14 protein-coding genes and 1 pseudogene are annotated in these 16,850 nt (G+C 61.5%); 8 read left to right on the top strand and 7 right to left on the bottom strand.

The window, feature by feature from the left end; all coding sequences use genetic code 11:
- Positions 1 to 14: 14 nt before the first annotated feature.
- Complete coding sequence (locus CAQUA_RS11235; protein WP_196825379.1) at positions 15 to 308, bottom strand: type II toxin-antitoxin system Phd/YefM family antitoxin; 294 nt, start codon at positions 306 to 308, stop codon at positions 15 to 17.
- A gap of 77 nt (positions 309 to 385) precedes the next feature.
- On the opposite strand from CAQUA_RS11235, the gene trpS reads away from it, so the two are divergent.
- Positions 386 to 1,390 carry a tryptophan--tRNA ligase gene (gene trpS / locus CAQUA_RS09275; RefSeq protein WP_196825380.1) on the top strand — a complete coding sequence of 335 codons (1,005 nt, stop codon included), beginning with the start codon at positions 386 to 388 and terminating at the stop codon, positions 1,388 to 1,390.
- 43 nt (positions 1,391 to 1,433) lie between these two features.
- Complete coding sequence (locus CAQUA_RS09270) at positions 1,434 to 2,528, top strand: YhjD/YihY/BrkB family envelope integrity protein (RefSeq protein ID WP_196825381.1); 1,095 nt, start codon at positions 1,434 to 1,436, stop codon at positions 2,526 to 2,528.
- Here the strand turns inward: CAQUA_RS09270 and CAQUA_RS09265 are convergent.
- Genes CAQUA_RS09265 through CAQUA_RS09250 form a run of 4 tightly spaced genes read right to left on the bottom strand, consistent with a single transcriptional unit; the run spans position 2,488 to position 6,229 of the window.
- Positions 2,488 to 3,777, bottom strand: coding sequence for a D-alanyl-D-alanine carboxypeptidase (locus CAQUA_RS09265; RefSeq protein WP_196825382.1), 1,290 nt, complete (start codon positions 3,775 to 3,777; stop codon positions 2,488 to 2,490). The genes CAQUA_RS09270 and CAQUA_RS09265 overlap by 41 nt on opposite strands.
- Positions 3,777 to 5,015, bottom strand: a complete 1,239-nt coding sequence (locus tag CAQUA_RS09260) for a SatS C-terminal domain-containing protein (RefSeq protein ID WP_196825383.1) — start codon at positions 5,013 to 5,015, stop codon at positions 3,777 to 3,779. Before CAQUA_RS09260 ends, CAQUA_RS09265 begins: the two co-directional genes overlap by 1 nt.
- 39 nt (positions 5,016 to 5,054) lie before the next feature.
- Entirely contained in the window at positions 5,055 to 5,927 is an 873-nt protein-coding gene (locus tag CAQUA_RS09255; RefSeq protein WP_231375598.1) for a C40 family peptidase, read from the bottom strand.
- On the bottom strand, positions 5,924 to 6,229 hold the full coding sequence (locus CAQUA_RS09250) for a hypothetical protein (RefSeq protein WP_196825384.1): 306 nt from the start codon (positions 6,227 to 6,229) through the stop codon (positions 5,924 to 5,926). Before CAQUA_RS09250 ends, CAQUA_RS09255 begins: the two co-directional genes overlap by 4 nt.
- 133 nt (positions 6,230 to 6,362) lie before the next feature.
- Here CAQUA_RS09250 and CAQUA_RS09245 point away from each other — a divergent pair.
- From CAQUA_RS09245 to CAQUA_RS09220, 6 genes and pseudogenes are all read left to right on the top strand, one after another.
- Positions 6,363 to 6,638 (top strand): annotated as a pseudogene (locus CAQUA_RS09245) (helix-turn-helix domain-containing protein); the annotation flags it as partial.
- Between the two features lie 44 nt (positions 6,639 to 6,682).
- Entirely contained in the window at positions 6,683 to 7,891 is a 1,209-nt protein-coding gene (locus CAQUA_RS09240) for an amidohydrolase (protein ID WP_290178263.1), read from the top strand.
- A 47-nt stretch (positions 7,892 to 7,938) separates the two neighbouring features.
- Positions 7,939 to 9,468, top strand: coding sequence for a 2-methylcitrate dehydratase PrpD (gene prpD / locus CAQUA_RS09235; RefSeq protein ID WP_196825386.1), 1,530 nt, complete (start codon positions 7,939 to 7,941; stop codon positions 9,466 to 9,468).
- Positions 9,468 to 10,418, top strand: a complete 951-nt coding sequence (prpB, locus tag CAQUA_RS09230) for a methylisocitrate lyase (RefSeq protein ID WP_196825387.1) — start codon at positions 9,468 to 9,470, stop codon at positions 10,416 to 10,418. Before prpD ends, prpB begins: the two co-directional genes overlap by 1 nt.
- Positions 10,411 to 11,559, top strand: coding sequence for a bifunctional 2-methylcitrate synthase/citrate synthase (locus CAQUA_RS09225; protein ID WP_196825388.1), 1,149 nt, complete (start codon positions 10,411 to 10,413; stop codon positions 11,557 to 11,559). The genes prpB and CAQUA_RS09225 overlap by 8 nt, the downstream gene beginning before the upstream one ends.
- Positions 11,560 to 11,658: 99 nt before the next feature.
- Positions 11,659 to 15,063, top strand: a complete 3,405-nt coding sequence (locus tag CAQUA_RS09220) for a pyruvate carboxylase (RefSeq protein ID WP_196825389.1) — start codon at positions 11,659 to 11,661, stop codon at positions 15,061 to 15,063.
- On the opposite strand, the gene CAQUA_RS09215 is transcribed toward CAQUA_RS09220, so the two are convergent.
- Together CAQUA_RS09215 and CAQUA_RS09210 are read right to left on the bottom strand one after the other, a co-directional pair.
- Complete coding sequence (locus tag CAQUA_RS09215; RefSeq protein ID WP_196825390.1) at positions 15,060 to 15,659, bottom strand: response regulator; 600 nt, start codon at positions 15,657 to 15,659, stop codon at positions 15,060 to 15,062. The genes CAQUA_RS09220 and CAQUA_RS09215 overlap by 4 nt on opposite strands.
- Positions 15,660 to 15,672: 13 nt before the next feature.
- Positions 15,673 to 16,806, bottom strand: a complete 1,134-nt coding sequence (locus CAQUA_RS09210; RefSeq protein ID WP_196825391.1) for a sensor histidine kinase — start codon at positions 16,804 to 16,806, stop codon at positions 15,673 to 15,675.
- Between the last annotated feature and the right edge of the window lie 44 nt (positions 16,807 to 16,850).

Here is a 16,850-nt window from a genome sequence, read left to right as displayed (position 1 = left end):
CGCTGCATGGTGATCTAGAACCTGTCGTCCCTGTAATCCCGGTAAAATTCGCGGACTGAATCATCAGCAACATCCAATCCTTCCGTGCTGAAGGTCTGCGGCCTCGATGGAGGGGAATACGTTAGTTGGCTGTACGCAGGTAGGCCGATAGGGCTGAGTCGAGCAACAGGCGTCCCTCTTGTTGTGATGATGAATTCGGCTCCGTCCGCGACTTCGCGCAGCACACGACTGCTGTCGTTGCGTAGTTCTCGCTGGGGAATGTGGCGGACAGCGTCGGGCTGGCCCTGCGGTACAGGTATCGCGGTCATGTCTTCAACCTACCAGCGGGTGTAGCAGGTCTGTAGCAGATGTGTAGCAGATCTTCGCCACCGCTACAATCACCACCATGACCACTCAACGCGTCCTTTCTGGCATCCAGCCCACGGCAGATAGCTACCACCTTGGCAATTACTTGGGTGCGTTGAAGCAGTGGATTGATCTGCAGGATTCGTATGAGGCCTTCTACTTCATTCCGGATCTGCATGCGATCACGGTGGATCAGAACCCGGAGGAGTTGCGCCACCGCACCGTTGCGGGCTGCGCCCAGCTCATCGCGCTAGGAATTGATCCGGAGAAGTCGACGTTGTTCGTGCAATCGCACGTTCCGGAGCACGCGGAGCTGACGTGGATTTTGCAGTGCCTCACCGGTTTCGGTGAAGCGTCACGTATGACGCAGTTCAAAGACAAGTCGGCGAAGCAGGGCCAGGACCGTACGTCGGTGGGCCTGTTCACGTACCCGATGCTCATGGCGGCAGACATTTTGCTGTACTCGCCGCACCTCGTGCCGGTGGGGGAGGACCAGCGTCAGCACTTGGAGTTGACGCGCACGTTGGCGGAGCGCTTCAACTCCCGTTATGGGGAAACGTTCGTGGTGCCGGAAGGGTTCATTCCGGAAGGCTCGGCGAAGATTTATGATCTGCAGGATCCCACCAGCAAGATGAGTAAGTCGGGGTCGAATCCGAAGGGAATCATCAACCTCCTCGACGAGCCGAAGACCTCGGCGAAGCGCATCCGCTCGGCGGTCACCGATACTGATGGCGTGATCACCTTCGATCGCGAAGCAAAGCCGGGCGTGTCCAACCTTCTGGCGATTCAGTCGGCGCTGACAGGCGAATCCATTGACGCGCTGGTTGAGAAGTATGAGGGCCAGGGGTACGGCCACCTCAAGGTCGACACCGCGGACGCGCTGGAGGCATTCACCACGCCGCTTCGCGCGCGTTACGACGAGTTGATGGCGGACCGCGCAGAACTGGAATCGATCTTGGCCAAGGGCGCGGCCCGAGCCCGCGAAGTTGCCCACCCGCTGCTTAAGGCCGTGTACGAGAAGACGGGTTTCTTAATGCCCCGGTAGGGTAGTAGCGAAACGAATGCTGGCTTAGATAGTAAGGACCCCAATGGCCACCGCTACTTCCCCGCGCAAGGATCGCGTGGACTACCAAGGAATTGAACGCGCGAACGCTGACCAAAAGAGCAACGACGCGATGGAGAAGGTCAACGAGAAGGCCCCAGCGGTCGGCCACCTGATGCGCATGCAGGATCGGTTCGCAACGGAAGGTGGTAACCAGTTCGCCGCTGGTATTACGTACTTCTCTGTTCTGGCCCTCTTCCCGCTGGCGATGTTGCTGTTCGCTGGCCTTGGTTTCTTCCTGGCCGCGCGCCCGGACCTGATGGAGCAGATCACTCAGCAACTGCGTGACCAACTCGGCGGTGACGCAGGCGAGGCAGTCACGAAGGTGATTGACTCGGCGATTGCGCAGCGCGGTGCTGTCGCCGGTGTTGGTTTGCTGACCACGCTGTGGTCGGGTCTCGGCTGGATGAACAACCTGCGCATTGGTATCGGTGCGATGTGGTCGCTCGATGCCAATGAGGGCGGCAACTTCGTGACCAAGAAGCTGTGGGATCTGGTCGCGCTTATCGGCCTTATCGTGCTGTTCATTCTCGCGTTCGCTGTTACAGCGGTGGGCTCATCAAGCTTAACGACGGAGCTCATGGCGCGGTTTGACCTAGACACGTTCCCGGGGGCGCGTGCAATCGTGTGGGTGGTTGCCTTAGCGATTGGTATCTTTGCCAACTTCCTCGTCATGGCGTGGTTGATCATCTTCATGCCCCGCACGAAGGTCCCGATCAAGTCCGGTTTGAAGGGTGCTTTGCTCGGCGCGGTCGCGTTCGAGTTGATCAAGCAGTTTGCCTCCGTGATCATCGGCTCTGCCACCGGCAACCCAGCCGGTGCGATCTTCGGCCCGATCATCGCCCTGATGGTGGTGCTCTACCTGGTGTGGCGCGTGGTGCTCTACATCTCGGCATGGACAGCGACGACGGAAGAGTCACTGGCTGCGGCGCCGTCGAAGACGCCGGAACCGGCGATCATCAACATCCGTGAGGGCGTCGCCGCCAACTCCGGTCAGCCGGATGCGGGTAAGGCCCTCGGCATTGGTGCCGCGGTGGGTGCTACGGCTGTTGCCGTGATTTCCTTGCTCGCCCGGAAGTAGCAAAACTAATCACCGTACCGGCGAGGGCTGACAGCAGCACTCCCGTTACGGCCCAAATGCCAGCCCAACTGGTTCCACTTTCCCCAGCGGCACGGCTCCGGTCCGACCGAGTCGTGCCGTCGGCGTTTGTATCCGCGCCGACCGACTTCTCGGTATCAGTCGACAACGTGGCAACATGGGTGCCCTTCGGCATCCGGTAGGCCTCATGAATGAGCTTTTGCCCTTGCTCCCATGCGCGGCCACGGTCCACGGTCGTGTCCAGCAGAATCGCCATGATGCGGTGCCCGTTACGGTCCAGGGCACCCACGAAGGTGTGTCCGGCATCATCGGTAAAGCCCGTCTTGCCACCGATTCCGTCAGGATCCTCGGCCAACAGCTTGTTGTCATTCGCCATCACGTAGGGCTCATACTGCCCCCAACCAGGGAGCTCGTACTCCCTAGTTCTAATGATTTTGGTGAACGTATCGTTACCGTAGGCCCGTCGATAAGCAAGTCCCATGTCCCACGCGGAGCTGGACATCCCCGCGGAATCCAAGCCAGAGTAGGTCGCCGCACGGGTGTCCTTCATCCCCAGCTTTGCTGCCATGTCGTTGATCTTGCGCAGCGCTGCTTCATCGCCGCCAAGAGCCTGGGCTAATGCGTGAGCACAGTCATTGCCAGACACCATGAGCAGGCCGTGCAAGAGATCATTTACGGTGTACACGCCACCGGGCCCGATGCCCGCGGCGGAGCCTTCTTGCATCGCTGATTCTTCGCTCACCGTGATCTTCTTATCCAAAGGAAGTTCGTCGATGGTCACGAGCGCGAGCAATACCTTGATGATGGAAGCGGGGCGGTAGCGCCCGTGGGGATCCTTCATCGCGATGACCTCGCCCGAGTCAATGTCAGCAACCAGCCAGGACGACGCCAAGACAGACTCGTCGACCTTGTAGTTGTCCGGCGCGGTCACGCCGCACGGCCCGCTGTACGTAACCGGCAGGGGAGAGGGCGTGGGAGAACCGGGTGCAACTGCCTCAGACTCATCGACCGGCGGCGGCGGGAACGTCGCGTTCGGACACGAATCCGTATTCGGAACTTCGGTGCGTGCCGGGGGCATGGACTCCGTCGTCGGCGCCGGGGTGAACACCGGCAGAGACGGATTGTTCAATTGGTTCCCCAGCTGCTGGGCGCTCGCTGGCGCCGGCGTGATGCACAGTGCTGTGAGCGACGTCAGGGCCGCTAGAGCGAAGGTTTGGATGCGCCGTGTCATTAGAACTTAGAGAATCGTTTGATCAGCATGTTTTCCAGCTCAGCCCAGGCGTCCGCCTTGTCATTGAACGGGGCCGAAGGCACGTAGCCGGCTGCCTCCGTGGAACCGAGCATGTACGCGAGGTAATCCTGGAAACGCGGGTTGGCAAGCAGGAACGAGTTCAAGGAGTCATCCCCAGCCCAGTCTGCGGCATCTGCGAGCAGCTCATAGGCCTTGCCCATTTGCTTCGTGTCCACCGCATCCACGCTCTTGCGAATGTCCTCAGTGATCCCGGCAAACGAGTAGGAGTTGTCGGGGTGGACTTCCACGTCGAGCTCACCGGCGTTCGCCAACACCATTAGATCTTCCCAGGTCGAAGCGCGTGCTAGGTCGTGGTCATCGTGCTCAAGCAGCCAACGGACCAAGTGCTTTCCGGTGGGGAAGGTGAAGATTTCTCCGTATTTGCCCAAGAAGACCGGTTTGCCGTCGAGGTAGGTGCGCAGTGTGTACGCGCTCTTGCCTTGCGCGGTGACCTTCACTGGGTCAATACCCGCCTTTGCCCACACGGAAAGATCGTAGGGATCAGCTTCTGCTTTTGCCTTCTCGGCTTTTTCTTTTTCTGCGGCCAAGCGTGCGTCGCGCGCCTCGGTGGCTTCCGCGATGCGTTTCTCCGTGGAGGCAAGCGCTTCCTTATCCGCCGCGTCAGTCTCAACGATGCGCACGGCCGAATCCAGGGATTCCACGACTGACTTCCAGTTGGTCAAAACAGCGCGGCCGACACCGGACCATTCTTCGAGCCCGTCCGGCCCCGCGTAGTGCTCGTGCCCACGCTGCACGTTCTTCAAGACGGAGTGGGAGGCGAAGAAGATCGTCGCTTCCTGCGCAGAAGAGACCTCAGCCAAGGAGCGGGTGATCTGGAAGATCCGCGAGATCGTTGACACATTCTCGTGGCTCGGCCGTCCCGCCAAGAACGCGGGTGCGCCAATGATGTCGTAGTACTGCTTCTCACTCGGCACGACTCGGTCAGCGCCGCCTGAGTTGAACGCCTCCCATTGCGGGTGGTCGCTCAAATCGTGCGTGCGGTTGTTCTCAATGTAGTGGAGGAGCTCCGCTGGGCTTTCGAACCCGAGCACGTTCTGGTCGTCTCCGAGGAAGGCTTGCCATTGCGTGCCCCGTTCCTTCCAGGTCGGTGCCCACAGGGTGTAGAAGTCCCCGTCAGTCAATGAAATCTTGACGGGCAAAATAGCGCGCGTTGTCATGACTGCTTACCCTATCAGCCACCGGAGACACCATCAGTATCATCCGGTCGGCCGCCAGAAACCTTTAAATCCCATGCCCATGTTGGTCGTGCGCACCGGGCTCATTTGAACTGGGCTTCCCGCCTCAATCATCATTCCGTCGCCCGCGTACATGGCCACGTGCCCCGTCCACACAACAAGATCGCCCGGCTGGAGGTCTTCGTAGCGCACCTGAGTGCCGGTCGCTTGGCTCGCCGCAATGCGGGGAATTTCCATGCCCGCTTGGCGGTAGGCCCACGACGTCAACCCGGAACAATCAAATCCGCTGGGCGAGTTTCCGCCCCACACGTACGGCTTGCCCAACTGCGTTTTCGCCGCCTCCACCGCGGCTTTGCCCGTTGTGTTACCCGGGGCGTTACTGGCCGGTTGCGGTGCGGGCGACGGCGTGGTTTTCGCAGTCGGGGTGAATTTAGCAACCTTGTCGTGCGGTCTCGCGCGGATCTCGCCGGCCAATTTGTGTGCTCGCGCAACCAGGGGCTGCAGCTCTTTTTCAAGCTGGAGCAATCGCTTTTCGACGAGGGCGAGCGCCGCCCCGGCTGCTCCCGCAATGCTGGCCACGGCACCGATAGCGGTGAATGGATTGAGTAACCCTGCCGATGCTTGCGCTGCCTGGGTGGCGAAATCGCGACCGATCCCCACTATGTCTGCTCCGGCACGCGCGATGATGGGGCGCGCCTCGTTGAAAAGCCCTTCAATTCCACCGCGGTCGCTGGCTATATTGCGCGCAGCCGTTGTCACGCGGTGTGGGTCGGCTCCGACCATCCGCGCAAGATGAGGAGCGGCGGCGAATGCCGGAGTAGCTGGGAGGCCCAGTGCTGGGACTGCTGAGGGCGCGGCCGCCATGATGCACCCCAGAATCGCTAGTGGGTTCATGCCATGTGCCCCTTGCGGTCGAAGCGGTCAAGTTCCGCACCAAGGTCTTCATCGATCGCTTGGGCTTCGTGTGTGAATGACTCCATGGAGTCAGCGATGTCCAATACGGTTTCGCAGCACTGCTTCGCGTAGTCGTTGGCCGCAGCTGCTGCGTCGTCAAGCGCGAGCGCGAAGGCACCCGTCGGTCCAGTTGGGGCCATGAGGTGCAGCGGCAGTGGGCTGATGCTCACAGCGTCGGTGCGAAGTTGGTTGATCTTGTCGAGGGCTTGTTGGATATCCAGATTCAAATGTTGAGTGTTCATATCCATTGGACTCAAAAACAGGTGTCTAGGTTCCCTCGAACACGAAAATTTTTTATCTCTGGACAAGAAGTTCGGGCGGGGCTATTCTTTCCCTAGGCTTAGAAAAGAATGAGAGTAGAATAAGGGGAATCTGATGGGTGCTTTGAAAACGAACTCCAGCTGGGCAAGTTACGGCTTCAGCCTGTCGGAGCGCCTTCGATCCATCCGTCAGATGCGTGGATTGAGCCAGATGCGTCTAGCTGAGCTCACCGGGCTTTCGCGAACGTTGATCTCCAACCTGGAGCGGAACCAATACAACAGCGACAAGTCGGCTGATCCAACGCTCTCTACGCTTTTTCGTCTCGCTGAAGGCCTGCGCGTGCCCCCGGCGCTGCTCCTGCCCATGTCCAAGGAGGACGTGGGTGATCTGAAGCCATTCGTGGATGCCTAAAGCCGTGGTTGTAGACTAACTGCGTGCACGTTTTACCAGGACTTTCCTCCCAGATTGACCAATGGTTTCATGCTCACCGCGATGAGGTCATTGGGTGGCGGCGGCACATCCATTCCCACCCTGAGGTCTCGCACGAAGAGGTGGAAACCACGAAGTTCATCGCTGATGTCCTTCGTGACCGTGGGCTTGAGCCGCATCTGTTCCCGGAGACTGGCCTATACGTGGACATTGGCAAAAGCGAAGCTGAGACTGCCAACGGCCTGCTGGCCTTCCGCGCGGACATTGACGCACTGCGTGTATCGGAAACGTCCGGCGTGGAATTCGCCTCACTCAACCCTGGGGTGTCCCACGCGTGCGGGCATGACGTTCACACCACGATCTGCCTAGCGTTAGCGTGCGCGCTCGCGGAACTCGATGCGAACGGGGCGCTGCCGTACGGGATTCGGGTAATCTTCCAGCCGGCTGAGGAAGTCATGGACGGCGGGGCCCCGGATGTCATTCGCTGGGGCGGACTCGAGGGGGTCGCGGCGATCTATACCGCTCACGTCGAGCCGAAACTGCGCGTGGGGCAGATCGGTGTGCGCGCTGGTGCGATCACGTCCGCGGCTGACGTTTTTCACATCAACGTCACTGGCCCTGGCGGCCACACCGCGCGCCCTCACTTAAGCGCCGATGTTGTGTACGCACTCTCCAGCCTGGTCACCACCATGCCGGGTCTTCTCTCGCGCCGCCTTGACCCCAGGACGGGAACGGTGCTCGTCTTCGGACAGATCGAGGCAGGCTACGCACCAAACGCCATTCCGAAAGAAGGCCACGTTTCCGGGACGATTCGCACCGCGGACATGGCCACGTGGCGTACTCTCGAGCCGCTGATCACCCAGCTCGTCGGCAACATCATTGAACCCACGGGCTGTGAGTATGAGGTCACGTATTTGCGTGGGGTGCCGCCCGTGCTTAACGACGACATTACGACGGCGGAGTTGGTCCAAGCTGGGCATTCCATTGACCCGCACGCGATTGTGCAAGCGCCGCAGTCGTCGGGCGGCGAAGACTTCTCCTGGTACCTCGAGCACGTGCCGGGGACCATGGCGCGCCTCGGCTGCTGGTCTGGGGCAGGGGAGAAGTTTGACTTGCACCAAGGGGAGATCGTTGTAGACGAGCGCGCAATCGACGTCGGCGTCAGGCTCTACGGCGCCATCGTTGAGCGTTTCGCCAGCGCAGCTGAAAACTAACCCCAATTTCGGGACCTAAGTGATTCGCTTTTGGCATACTAAGTCCCATGATTGAGCACCAAGTACGCACGCATAAGTCCGCTGAAGATTTCCCCATCGAGGAGCACCTGGCATATAAGGTCGCACAGGTTGCCGCTGACCCGGTTGAGGTCCCCGAAGACACCAAAGAAATGATCATCAACCGCATCATCGACAACGCCTCCGTGGCCGTTGCTTCCGTGGTGCGCCGCCCGGTGACCTCCGCCCGCGTAATGGCGCAGGCCCACCCGGTTTCCGCTGACGAGGCAGCAGGAACCAAGGGTTCGACCGTCTTCGGCGTCGACGGTAGGTACTCCGCTGAGTGGGCAGCCCTTGCTAACGGCACCGCGGTGCGTGAGCTGGACTACCACGACACGTTCCTCGCCGCCGAGTACTCCCACCCGGGCGACAACATCCCGCCGATGATCGCGGTCGCTCAGCACAAGGGCCTCGACGGCAAGACCCTGATCCGCGGTATCGCCACCGGCTACGAGATCCAGGTGAACCTGGTCAAGGGCATCTCCCTGCACGAGTTCAAGATCGACCACGTTGCACACCTCGGCCCATCCGTCGCCGCAGGTATCGGCACCATGCTGAACCTGGACGTGGACACGATCTACCAGGCCGTTGGCCAGGCACTGCACACCACCACGGCGACGCGTCAGTCCCGCAAGGGCCTAATCTCCTCCTGGAAGGCCTACGCACCGGCGTTCGCGGGCAAGATGGCCATCGAGGCAGTGGACCGCGCGATGCGTGGTGAAGGCGCGCCGGCTCCGATCTGGGAAGGTGAAGACGGCGTTATCGCCTGGATGCTCCACTCCCCGGACCGCACGTACACCGTCCCGCTGCCCGAGCCGGGCGAGGGCAAGCGTGCGATCTTGGACACCTACACCAAGGAGCACTCCGCGGAGTACCAGTCCCAGGCGCCGATCGACCTGGCTCGCCGCATGCGCCAGACCATCGCAGATTCCGGCAAGTCCCTGGCCGACATCGAGTCCATCGTCCTGCACACCTCGCACCACACCCACTACGTGATCGGTACCGGCGCGAACGACCCGCAGAAGATGGACCCGACCGCGTCGCGTGAGACGCTCGACCACTCCATCATGTACATCTTCGCCGTCGCTCTCGAGGACGGCAGCTGGCACTACGTGGATTCCTACGCTCCGGAGCGCGCATCCCGCCCGGAGACCGTTGAGCTGTGGCACAAGATCTCCACCACCGAGGACCCGGAGTGGACCCGCCGCTACCACTCGACCGACCCGAACGAGAAGGCATTCGGCGCCAAGGCCGTCATCACCTTCAACGACGGCACGACTCTCGAGGACGAGCTGGCCATCGCGGACGCTCACCCGCTCGGTGCTCGCCCGTTCAAGCGCGAGGACTACATCAACAAGTTCCGCATGCTTGCCGACGGCCTGGTGAGCCCGGAAGAGCAGGACCGCTTCATCGCTGCGGCAGAGAACCTGGAGAACCTCACGGACCTCACCGAGCTCAACGTTCGCCTTACCGACGAAGCTCTGGCCACCGCCCCGGCAACGCCAGAGGGCATTTTCTAGTGTTCACCCCGGAAAAGACCCCAACCCAGCGTCGTCAGGCCCTGCGCGACGGCCTCACCAGCGGGAAAATCGTCACCCTGCCGGGTGCGTTTTCGCCACTGGTCGCGCGGTTGATTGAAACAATCAACATCGAGGACAATGCGAGCTTCGGCGGCGTGTACGTCTCCGGTGCGGTTGTGGCCAACGACCTTGGCTTGCCGGACATCGGTATGACCACGCTGACGGAGGTGGCGCACCGCGCCGGGCAGATCGCGCGCGTGACCAACCTGCCCGTTCTAGTCGACGCCGACACTGGCTTCGGCGAGCCGATGAGCGCGGCGCGTACGGTCGCGGAATTCGAGGCCGCAGGAGTCGCGGCTTTGCACCTGGAGGACCAAGTTAACCCGAAGCGCTGCGGTCACTTGGACGGTAAAGACGTCGTGCCCACCGAAGTCATGCTGCGTCGCATCCAGGCCGCGGTCAAAGAGCGTTACGACGACGCGTTTGTGATCTGCGCGCGCACCGATGCAGCCGGGATCGAAGGCATCGATGCTGCTATCGAGCGTGCGAAGGCGTATGCCGACGCTGGTGCTGACTTGATCTTCACCGAAGCCCTGCACACGCGGGAGGACTTTGAGAAGTTTAGGGCGGCCGTCGATACGCCACTGCTCGCAAACATGACTGAGTTTGGAAAGACCGAGCTGATCAGCGCCCACGAACTCGAGGAGATTGGCTTCAATGCCGTGATCTGGCCGGTGACCACGTTCCGTCTTGCGATGGGGCAGACCGAAACGATGCTGCGCGACATGGCGACATCGGGCACCCAGGCCGACTGGGTGGACAAAATGCAGCACCGCTCCCGCCTTTACGAGCTGGTGAAGTATGACGAATACAACCAGTTCGACTCTGACGTGTTCACCTACTCCGCGAATACGTATAAGCAAACGTTTGAAAGGACAACGAATGACTGAGCAGGATGTGAAAAAGGGCCTCGCCGGCGTCTACGCTGACTACACTGCGATCTCCAAGGTCAATCCGGAGACGAACTCGCTGCTGTACTGCGGCTACCCGGTTCACGAGCTGGCCGAGCACTGCAGCTTCGAGGAAGTCGCGATGCTGCTGTGGAACGGCGAACTGCCGACCGAAGAGGAACTCACGGAGTTTCAGGAATCCTCCAAGGCCCGCCGCGGCCTGGATGAGGACCTGATCAAGGTCATCGAGGCACTTCCGAAGGACTGCCACCCGATGGACGTCCTGCGCACCGCGGTGTCCTTCCTGGGCGCGAATGATCCGGAGAAGTTCACCCCGAACACCGATCACATCCGCGAGATCGCCCACGATCTGCTGGCCAAGCTGCCGACGATCGTGGCGCTGGACATCCGTCGCCGCCGCGGCGAGGGTTACATCGAGCCGGACGCAGACCGCGGCTACTCGGAGAACTTCCTCTGGATGGTCTTCGGTGATGGCGAGGGCAGCCCGGCGACGATCCCGAGTGACATCGAGGCGTTTGAGAAGTCCATGATTCTCTACGCTGAGCACTCTTTCAACGCGTCGACTTTCGCCGCTCGCGTGATCACCTCAACGCAGTCGGACGCGTGGTCCGCTATCGCCGGTGCCATCGGCGCACTCAAGGGCCCGCTGCACGGCGGCGCCAACGAGTTTGTCATGCACAACTTCGTCGAGGTTGGTGAACCCGAGAAGACCGAGGAATGGACCCTGAACAAGCTCAAGAACAAAGAGCTCGTCATGGGATTCGGTCACCGCGTGTACAAGAAGGGCGACTCCCGCGTGCCGACGATGGAGAAGGCCTTTAAGAAACTCGCTAGCGAGCACCCGGAAAAGGATGCGCAGAAGTGGGTTGAGATGTACGACATCATGGCGAAGACCATGTATGAGAACACCTCGATCAACATCATGCCGAACCTGGACTTCCCGGCAGGTCCGTCCTACTACATCCTGGGATTCGAGATTCCTTTCTTCACCCCGATCTTCGTGATGTCCCGCATCACTGGCTGGACCGCTCACATCATCGAGCAGTACGAAAACAACTCGATCATCCGCCCGCTGGCTGCCTACAACGGCCCAGCAGAGCGTCACGTTCCTGGCGCATAAGGCAGTAACCACGAAGAGGCTTGGGTTCGCCCAAGCCTCTTTTTCTTCTCCTGGATAAAACTCGGGACACGGGCTGAGATTGGAAATACAATCGCGAACATGAGCCTGCCTACATTCAGCAAAATCCTTGTGTGCAACCGCGGTGAGATCGCGGTGCGCGCTTTCCGTGCCGCGTACGAAACCGGCGCTTCCACAGTCGCCGTTTACCCCCGTGAAGACCGTAACTCCTTCCACCGTCCGTTCGCGGACGAAGCCGTGCAAATTGGTGTGGAGGGCCAGCCGGTCAAAGCATACCTCGACGTTGATGAGGTAATTCGCGCCGCGAAGCAAACCGGTGCGGACGCAATCTACCCCGGATATGGCTTCCTGTCTGAGCGCGCTGATCTGGCGCGCGCGTGCCGTGAAAATGGCATTACATTCATCGGCCCGTCCGCCGAAACTCTTGACCTCACGGGTGACAAGAACGCCGCCGTGCACGCGGCCAAGGAAGCTGGGTTGCCAATCCTTCAGGACTCGGAGGCAACGAAGGACATCGCGGAACTTGCTCAGTGGGCAGACGATTTCGAGTTCCCGGTCTTCGTCAAAGCTGTCTCCGGTGGTGGCGGTAGGGGAATGCGCTTCGTCGAGAAGCGAGAAGACTTGGAGGCGCTGGCCGCTGAAGCCTCCCGCGAAGCTGAGGCAGCGTTCGGCGATGCGAGCGTTTACCTCGAGCGTGCGGTGATCAAGCCGCAGCACATCGAGGTTCAGATCCTGGCTGACACGCACGGCAACGTCATGCACCTCTTCGAGCGCGACTGCTCAGTGCAGCGCCGTCACCAAAAGGTCGTGGAGATCGCGCCGGCGCAGCACATCACGGAAGAGCAGCGCCAGCGCATTTGCGACGACGCCGTCAACTTTGCCAAGCACATCAACTACTCCGGTGCGGGCACCGTGGAGTTCTTGGTTGATGAGCAGGGCAACCACGTGTTCATTGAAATGAACCCGCGCGTTCAGGTGGAGCACACGGTGACTGAGGAGGTCACCGGGGTGGACATTGTGAAATCCCAGATGCACATCGCCGCTGGTGCGAGCCTTGACCAGCTGGGTCTGCACCAAGAAGACATCCACATCAACGGCGCTGCGCTGCAATGCCGTATCACTACCGAAGACCCGGCGAACGGATTCCGCCCGGACTCCGGCGTGATCACCGGCTACCGTTCCCCGGGTGGTGCGGGTGTGCGCTTGGACGGCTCGATGTCCGTTGGTACGGAGATCACCCCGAACTTCGACTCTTTGCTGGTCAAGATGACCTGTCGCGGCAAAGACTTCCACAACGCCGTCGCGCGCGCGTTGCGTGCGCTCAATGAGTTCACGGTCAATGGCGTATCGACGAATATTGGGTTCCTGCGGGCATTGCTGGCCGAGCCTGAGTTCCAGAACGACCGCATTGACACGGGTTTCATCGCGGATCACCCGCACCTGCTTGAAGCACCCGCTGCCGCCGATGAGGCCGGTCGTATCCTGGATTACGTCGCGTCCGTCACGGTGAACAAGCCGAACGGGGCACGCCCAACGCAGATCAGCCCGAGTGAGAAGCTGCCGAAGTTCGACTACGGTGATCTGCCGCGCGGTTCCCGCGATGACCTCCTGGAGCTGGGGCCCGTCAAGTGGGCGGAGAAGATCCGTAACCAGACGGCACTCGGTGTCACGGAGACGACGTTCCGCGATGCCCACCAGTCGCTTCTGGCAACCCGCATTCGCACGAACACGCTCGTCGCAGCGGCACGCCACGTGGCGCACCTCACCCCGCAGCTCGCATCGGTGGAGGCCTGGGGTGGAGCTACCTACGACGTGGCGATGCGCTTCCTGCACGAGTCTCCGTGGATGCGCCTAGACGCAATCCGTGAGGCCATGCCGAACGTCAACATCCAAATGCTGCTGCGTGGACGCAACACCGTTGGCTACACCCCGTACCCCGACAACGTGACAAAGGCGTTCGTCAACGAGGCGGCACGATCCGGCATTGACATCTTCCGCATCTTCGACGCGCTTAACGACGTCTCCCAGATGCGCCCCGCAATCGATGCCGTGCTGGAAACCGGCACCACCGTCGCCGAGGTAGCGATGGCGTACTCGGGCAACCTGCTTGACCCGAATGAAGATCTCTACACCTTGGACTACTACCTCAACCTGGCAGAAGAGATCGTGAACACGGGTGCCCACGTCCTAGCTGTCAAGGACATGGCTGGCCTGCTGCGCCCGCAAGCCGCGATGAAGCTGGTCACGGCTCTGCGTGAGCGCTTTGATCTGCCCGTCCACGTGCACACGCACGACACGGCTGGTGGTCAGTTGGCCACCTACATGGCCGCTGCGTACGCGGGCGCGGACATCGTCGACGTTGCCTCCGCGCCGCTGGCCGGCACGACGTCGCAGCCGTCCATGTCGGCACTGGTCGCAGCCTATGCCAACACGGAACGCGACACGGGAATCTCGCTGCAGGCAGTATCCGATCTTGAGCCGTACTGGGAGGCCGTGCGCCAGGTCTACGCCCCGTTCGAGTCCGGTATTCCTGGCCCAACCGGCCGCGTGTACAAGCACGAGATCCCTGGTGGACAGCTGTCTAACCTGCGCACGCAGGCGAAGGCCCTGGGCCTCGAAGACCGCTTCGAGCTGGTGGAAGACTACTACGCCGGCGTGAACGAGATTCTGGGCCGCCCGACCAAGGTGACTCCGTCCTCGAAGGTTGTGGGTGACCTCGCGCTCCAGCTCGTCGGCCAGGGCGTGAGCCCGCAGGAGTTCGCCGAGAACCCGCGCAAGTACGACATCCCGGAGTCCGTGATCGGCTTCCTCCAAGGCGAGCTGGGCACCCCGCCGGGAGGCTGGCCTTTGCTGCGCGACAAGGCGCTGGAGAACCGCGGGGAGGTTGACCACACCGTCGAAGTCCCGGCCGATCTTGCCGCCGATCTCGCTGGCGATGACCCGCAGGCACGCCGCATTGCCCTGGACAAGCTGTTGTTCCCGAAGCAGTACGCAGAGTTCCAGGAGCACCGCCGCACCTACGGTGTCACCGATCAGCTGTCGGACAAGACCTTCTTCTACGGCCTCAAAGAGGGCGAGGAGACGGAGGTCTGGTACGGCGAGCACGATGAGGAAAAGACCCCGCTGGTGGTTCGCCTCGATGCGGTCGGCGAGCCCGACGAGAAGGGCCTGCGCCGCGTCATCGTCAACGTCAACGGCCAGATCCGCCCGATCACGGTCCGCGACGAGAACGCTGAATCCACGGTCGCTGAGGTAGAAAAGGCTGATTCCTCCAACCCGAACCACGTCGCCGCGCCGTTCGCCGGCGTAGTCACCCCGGTGGTACAGGCCGGGGACACGGTAAAGGAAGGCGATCAGATTGCCTCCATCGAGGCCATGAAGATGGAAGCGTCAATCTCCGCGCCGAAGGACGGCACCGTCGAGCGCGTCGCGTTCGCCCAGCCAACGAAGGTGGAAGGCGGCGACCTCGTCGCGGTTATCAGCTAAATAATCCGCCGCTCGCGGGCCTTCTCCACCGCGGCGGTGCGGTTATCCACCCCGAGCTTCGAATAGATATGAATCAGGTGGGTCTTCACCGTCGCCTGAGAGATGAAGAGTTTCTGCGCAATCTCCCTGTTAGACGCGCCGGTCTGTAGCGCCTGTAGCAGCTCAATCTCGCGGGCTGACAGCGCTACCTCTGGGCGCAACACGCGGTCCGCCAGAACGTTCGCCACTCTGGCGGAGAGCGCCCGCTCGCGTTGCGCCGCCCGCAGCACGGCCTCGTGCAGTTCTTCTTCCGGCGCGTCTTTCAGCAGGTAGCCCATCGCGCCGGCTTCCATCGCGGCGACCACGTCCGCCTGCGTGTCATACGTCGTCAGAATCAGAACGGGCGGCCCACCTGCAGCGACCAACCGCGCGGTCAGTTCAATCCCGTCCGCGCCGGGCATCTGAATGTCGCTGACCACCAGGTCCACGCCCTCAGGCACGTCCACGGTTCCATCGGCACCTTCGGCCACCACCTCGATATCGCCAAAAGAATCAAGGACAGCGCGCAGGCCTGCGCGGACCACCTGGTGGTCGTCGATAAGCATGATGCGCCACATGAGCTCTCCTCTTTTAATGTTCTTCCTTCGGGACGACGAGCGGCAGCGACGCAGCAAGGACGTTACCTTCCACAGTCAATTCCCCGCCGATTTCTTCGACTCGCGCACGCAGGCCCTTGAGCCCATAGCCCTCCGGCCCGCTGATTCCGCGCCCGTTGTCGTAGACATCAACGGTCGCTTCGAGCTCAAGCTTATCGACGGTCACCACCGCCAGCGTCGCCCCCGCGTGACGCACGACGTTACTAAGGCCTTCCCGGACGACGCGTTCTGCCACGGACGCGGCTGGTTCCTGCAGGTCAACCGCATTCACCCGCACCTCAAGGCCGACACCGAGCGCCTTTTGCCGGGACTGCGCAGCGCGCGCGAGCCGATCAATTCGCGCGGTCAGTGGCTCCTTGGACACGCCCGCAGCTACAAAGCGACGCGCTTCCGCCAGGTTATCGGATGCGGTCTGAGCGATCGTGGTGAGAATCTCACGCGCGCGCGGCGATTCCAGCTCTTTATCCAGCTCTTTATCTAGAGCCCGGCTGAGCAAGACAATTGAACTCAAACCTTGGGCCATAGTGTCATGGACCTCCCGGGACAACCTCTCCCGTTCTTCCGCGCGGCCAGCCGCGTGCTCTACCGCAGCGAGCTCCAACTGCGCCGCTTCCAAATCTGCGGCCACTTGCCGGTAGTGCTCCGCCTCACCGCGAAGCGCTTGGTAGGCGTGAACGATGCCGATAGCCAACACCGTGCCAATCACCGGCCCGATGAGCCCCCCGATACCGCTGTCGGGCACCGTGACCGACAGTGTGTACGCCAAGAGCCCGGCCGTCACCATCAGCCCTGACCAGGTGGGCAAGAGAAAACACGCGAGGATCACCAACGGGAACTCAAGCCACACGAAGGAAGCCGACAGCGCGCTGAGTGCCACCCACAGCGCGATAATGACTGCCAGCCAGCCCGCCGACACGCGGGGAGAATGCACTAGGCCGCGGTGGTGGCGTAACGTGCCAAACAGATACGCCCCCGCGAAAACTCCCGCTAACGCTACCGCGAGCCAATCGCGTTGCGCTACCACACCGGCGAGACCAATGGCCAGCAGCAGCGCCACGAGCACGTGAACACTCACGCGCAGGGTGGTCAGGATCCGGTGTGACGTCATGCGCGCCAGACTATCAACCCGCCAATCAACCGATCGGTCGATTC

The sequence above is a fragment of the Corynebacterium aquatimens genome (assembly GCF_030408395.1).
In the GTDB taxonomy this organism is placed as follows: Bacteria; Actinomycetota; Actinomycetes; order Mycobacteriales; family Mycobacteriaceae; genus Corynebacterium; species Corynebacterium aquatimens.
The sequence above is the reverse complement of the archived record's forward strand: the minus strand, read 5'-3'. Positions and strand labels throughout refer to the sequence as shown.

Coding starts and splice junctions, on each gene's coding strand:
- CAQUA_RS11235 (WP_196825379.1), bottom strand. CDS start 308: ATGACCGCGATACCTGTACCGCAGGGCCAGCCCGACGCTGTCCGCCAC.
- trpS (WP_196825380.1), top strand. CDS start 386: ATGACCACTCAACGCGTCCTTTCTGGCATCCAGCCCACGGCAGATAGC.
- CAQUA_RS09270 (WP_196825381.1), top strand. CDS start 1,434: ATGGCCACCGCTACTTCCCCGCGCAAGGATCGCGTGGACTACCAAGGA.
- CAQUA_RS09265 (WP_196825382.1), bottom strand. CDS start 3,777: ATGACACGGCGCATCCAAACCTTCGCTCTAGCGGCCCTGACGTCGCTC.
- CAQUA_RS09260 (WP_196825383.1), bottom strand. CDS start 5,015: ATGACAACGCGCGCTATTTTGCCCGTCAAGATTTCATTGACTGACGGG.
- CAQUA_RS09255 (WP_231375598.1), bottom strand. CDS start 5,927: ATGAACCCACTAGCGATTCTGGGGTGCATCATGGCGGCCGCGCCCTCA.
- CAQUA_RS09250 (WP_196825384.1), bottom strand. CDS start 6,229: ATGAACACTCAACATTTGAATCTGGATATCCAACAAGCCCTCGACAAG.
- prpD (WP_196825386.1), top strand. CDS start 7,939: ATGATTGAGCACCAAGTACGCACGCATAAGTCCGCTGAAGATTTCCCC.
- CAQUA_RS09225 (WP_196825388.1), top strand. CDS start 10,411: ATGACTGAGCAGGATGTGAAAAAGGGCCTCGCCGGCGTCTACGCTGAC.
- CAQUA_RS09220 (WP_196825389.1), top strand. CDS start 11,659: ATGAGCCTGCCTACATTCAGCAAAATCCTTGTGTGCAACCGCGGTGAG.
- CAQUA_RS09215 (WP_196825390.1), bottom strand. CDS start 15,659: ATGTGGCGCATCATGCTTATCGACGACCACCAGGTGGTCCGCGCAGGC.
- CAQUA_RS09210 (WP_196825391.1), bottom strand. CDS start 16,806: ATGACGTCACACCGGATCCTGACCACCCTGCGCGTGAGTGTTCACGTG.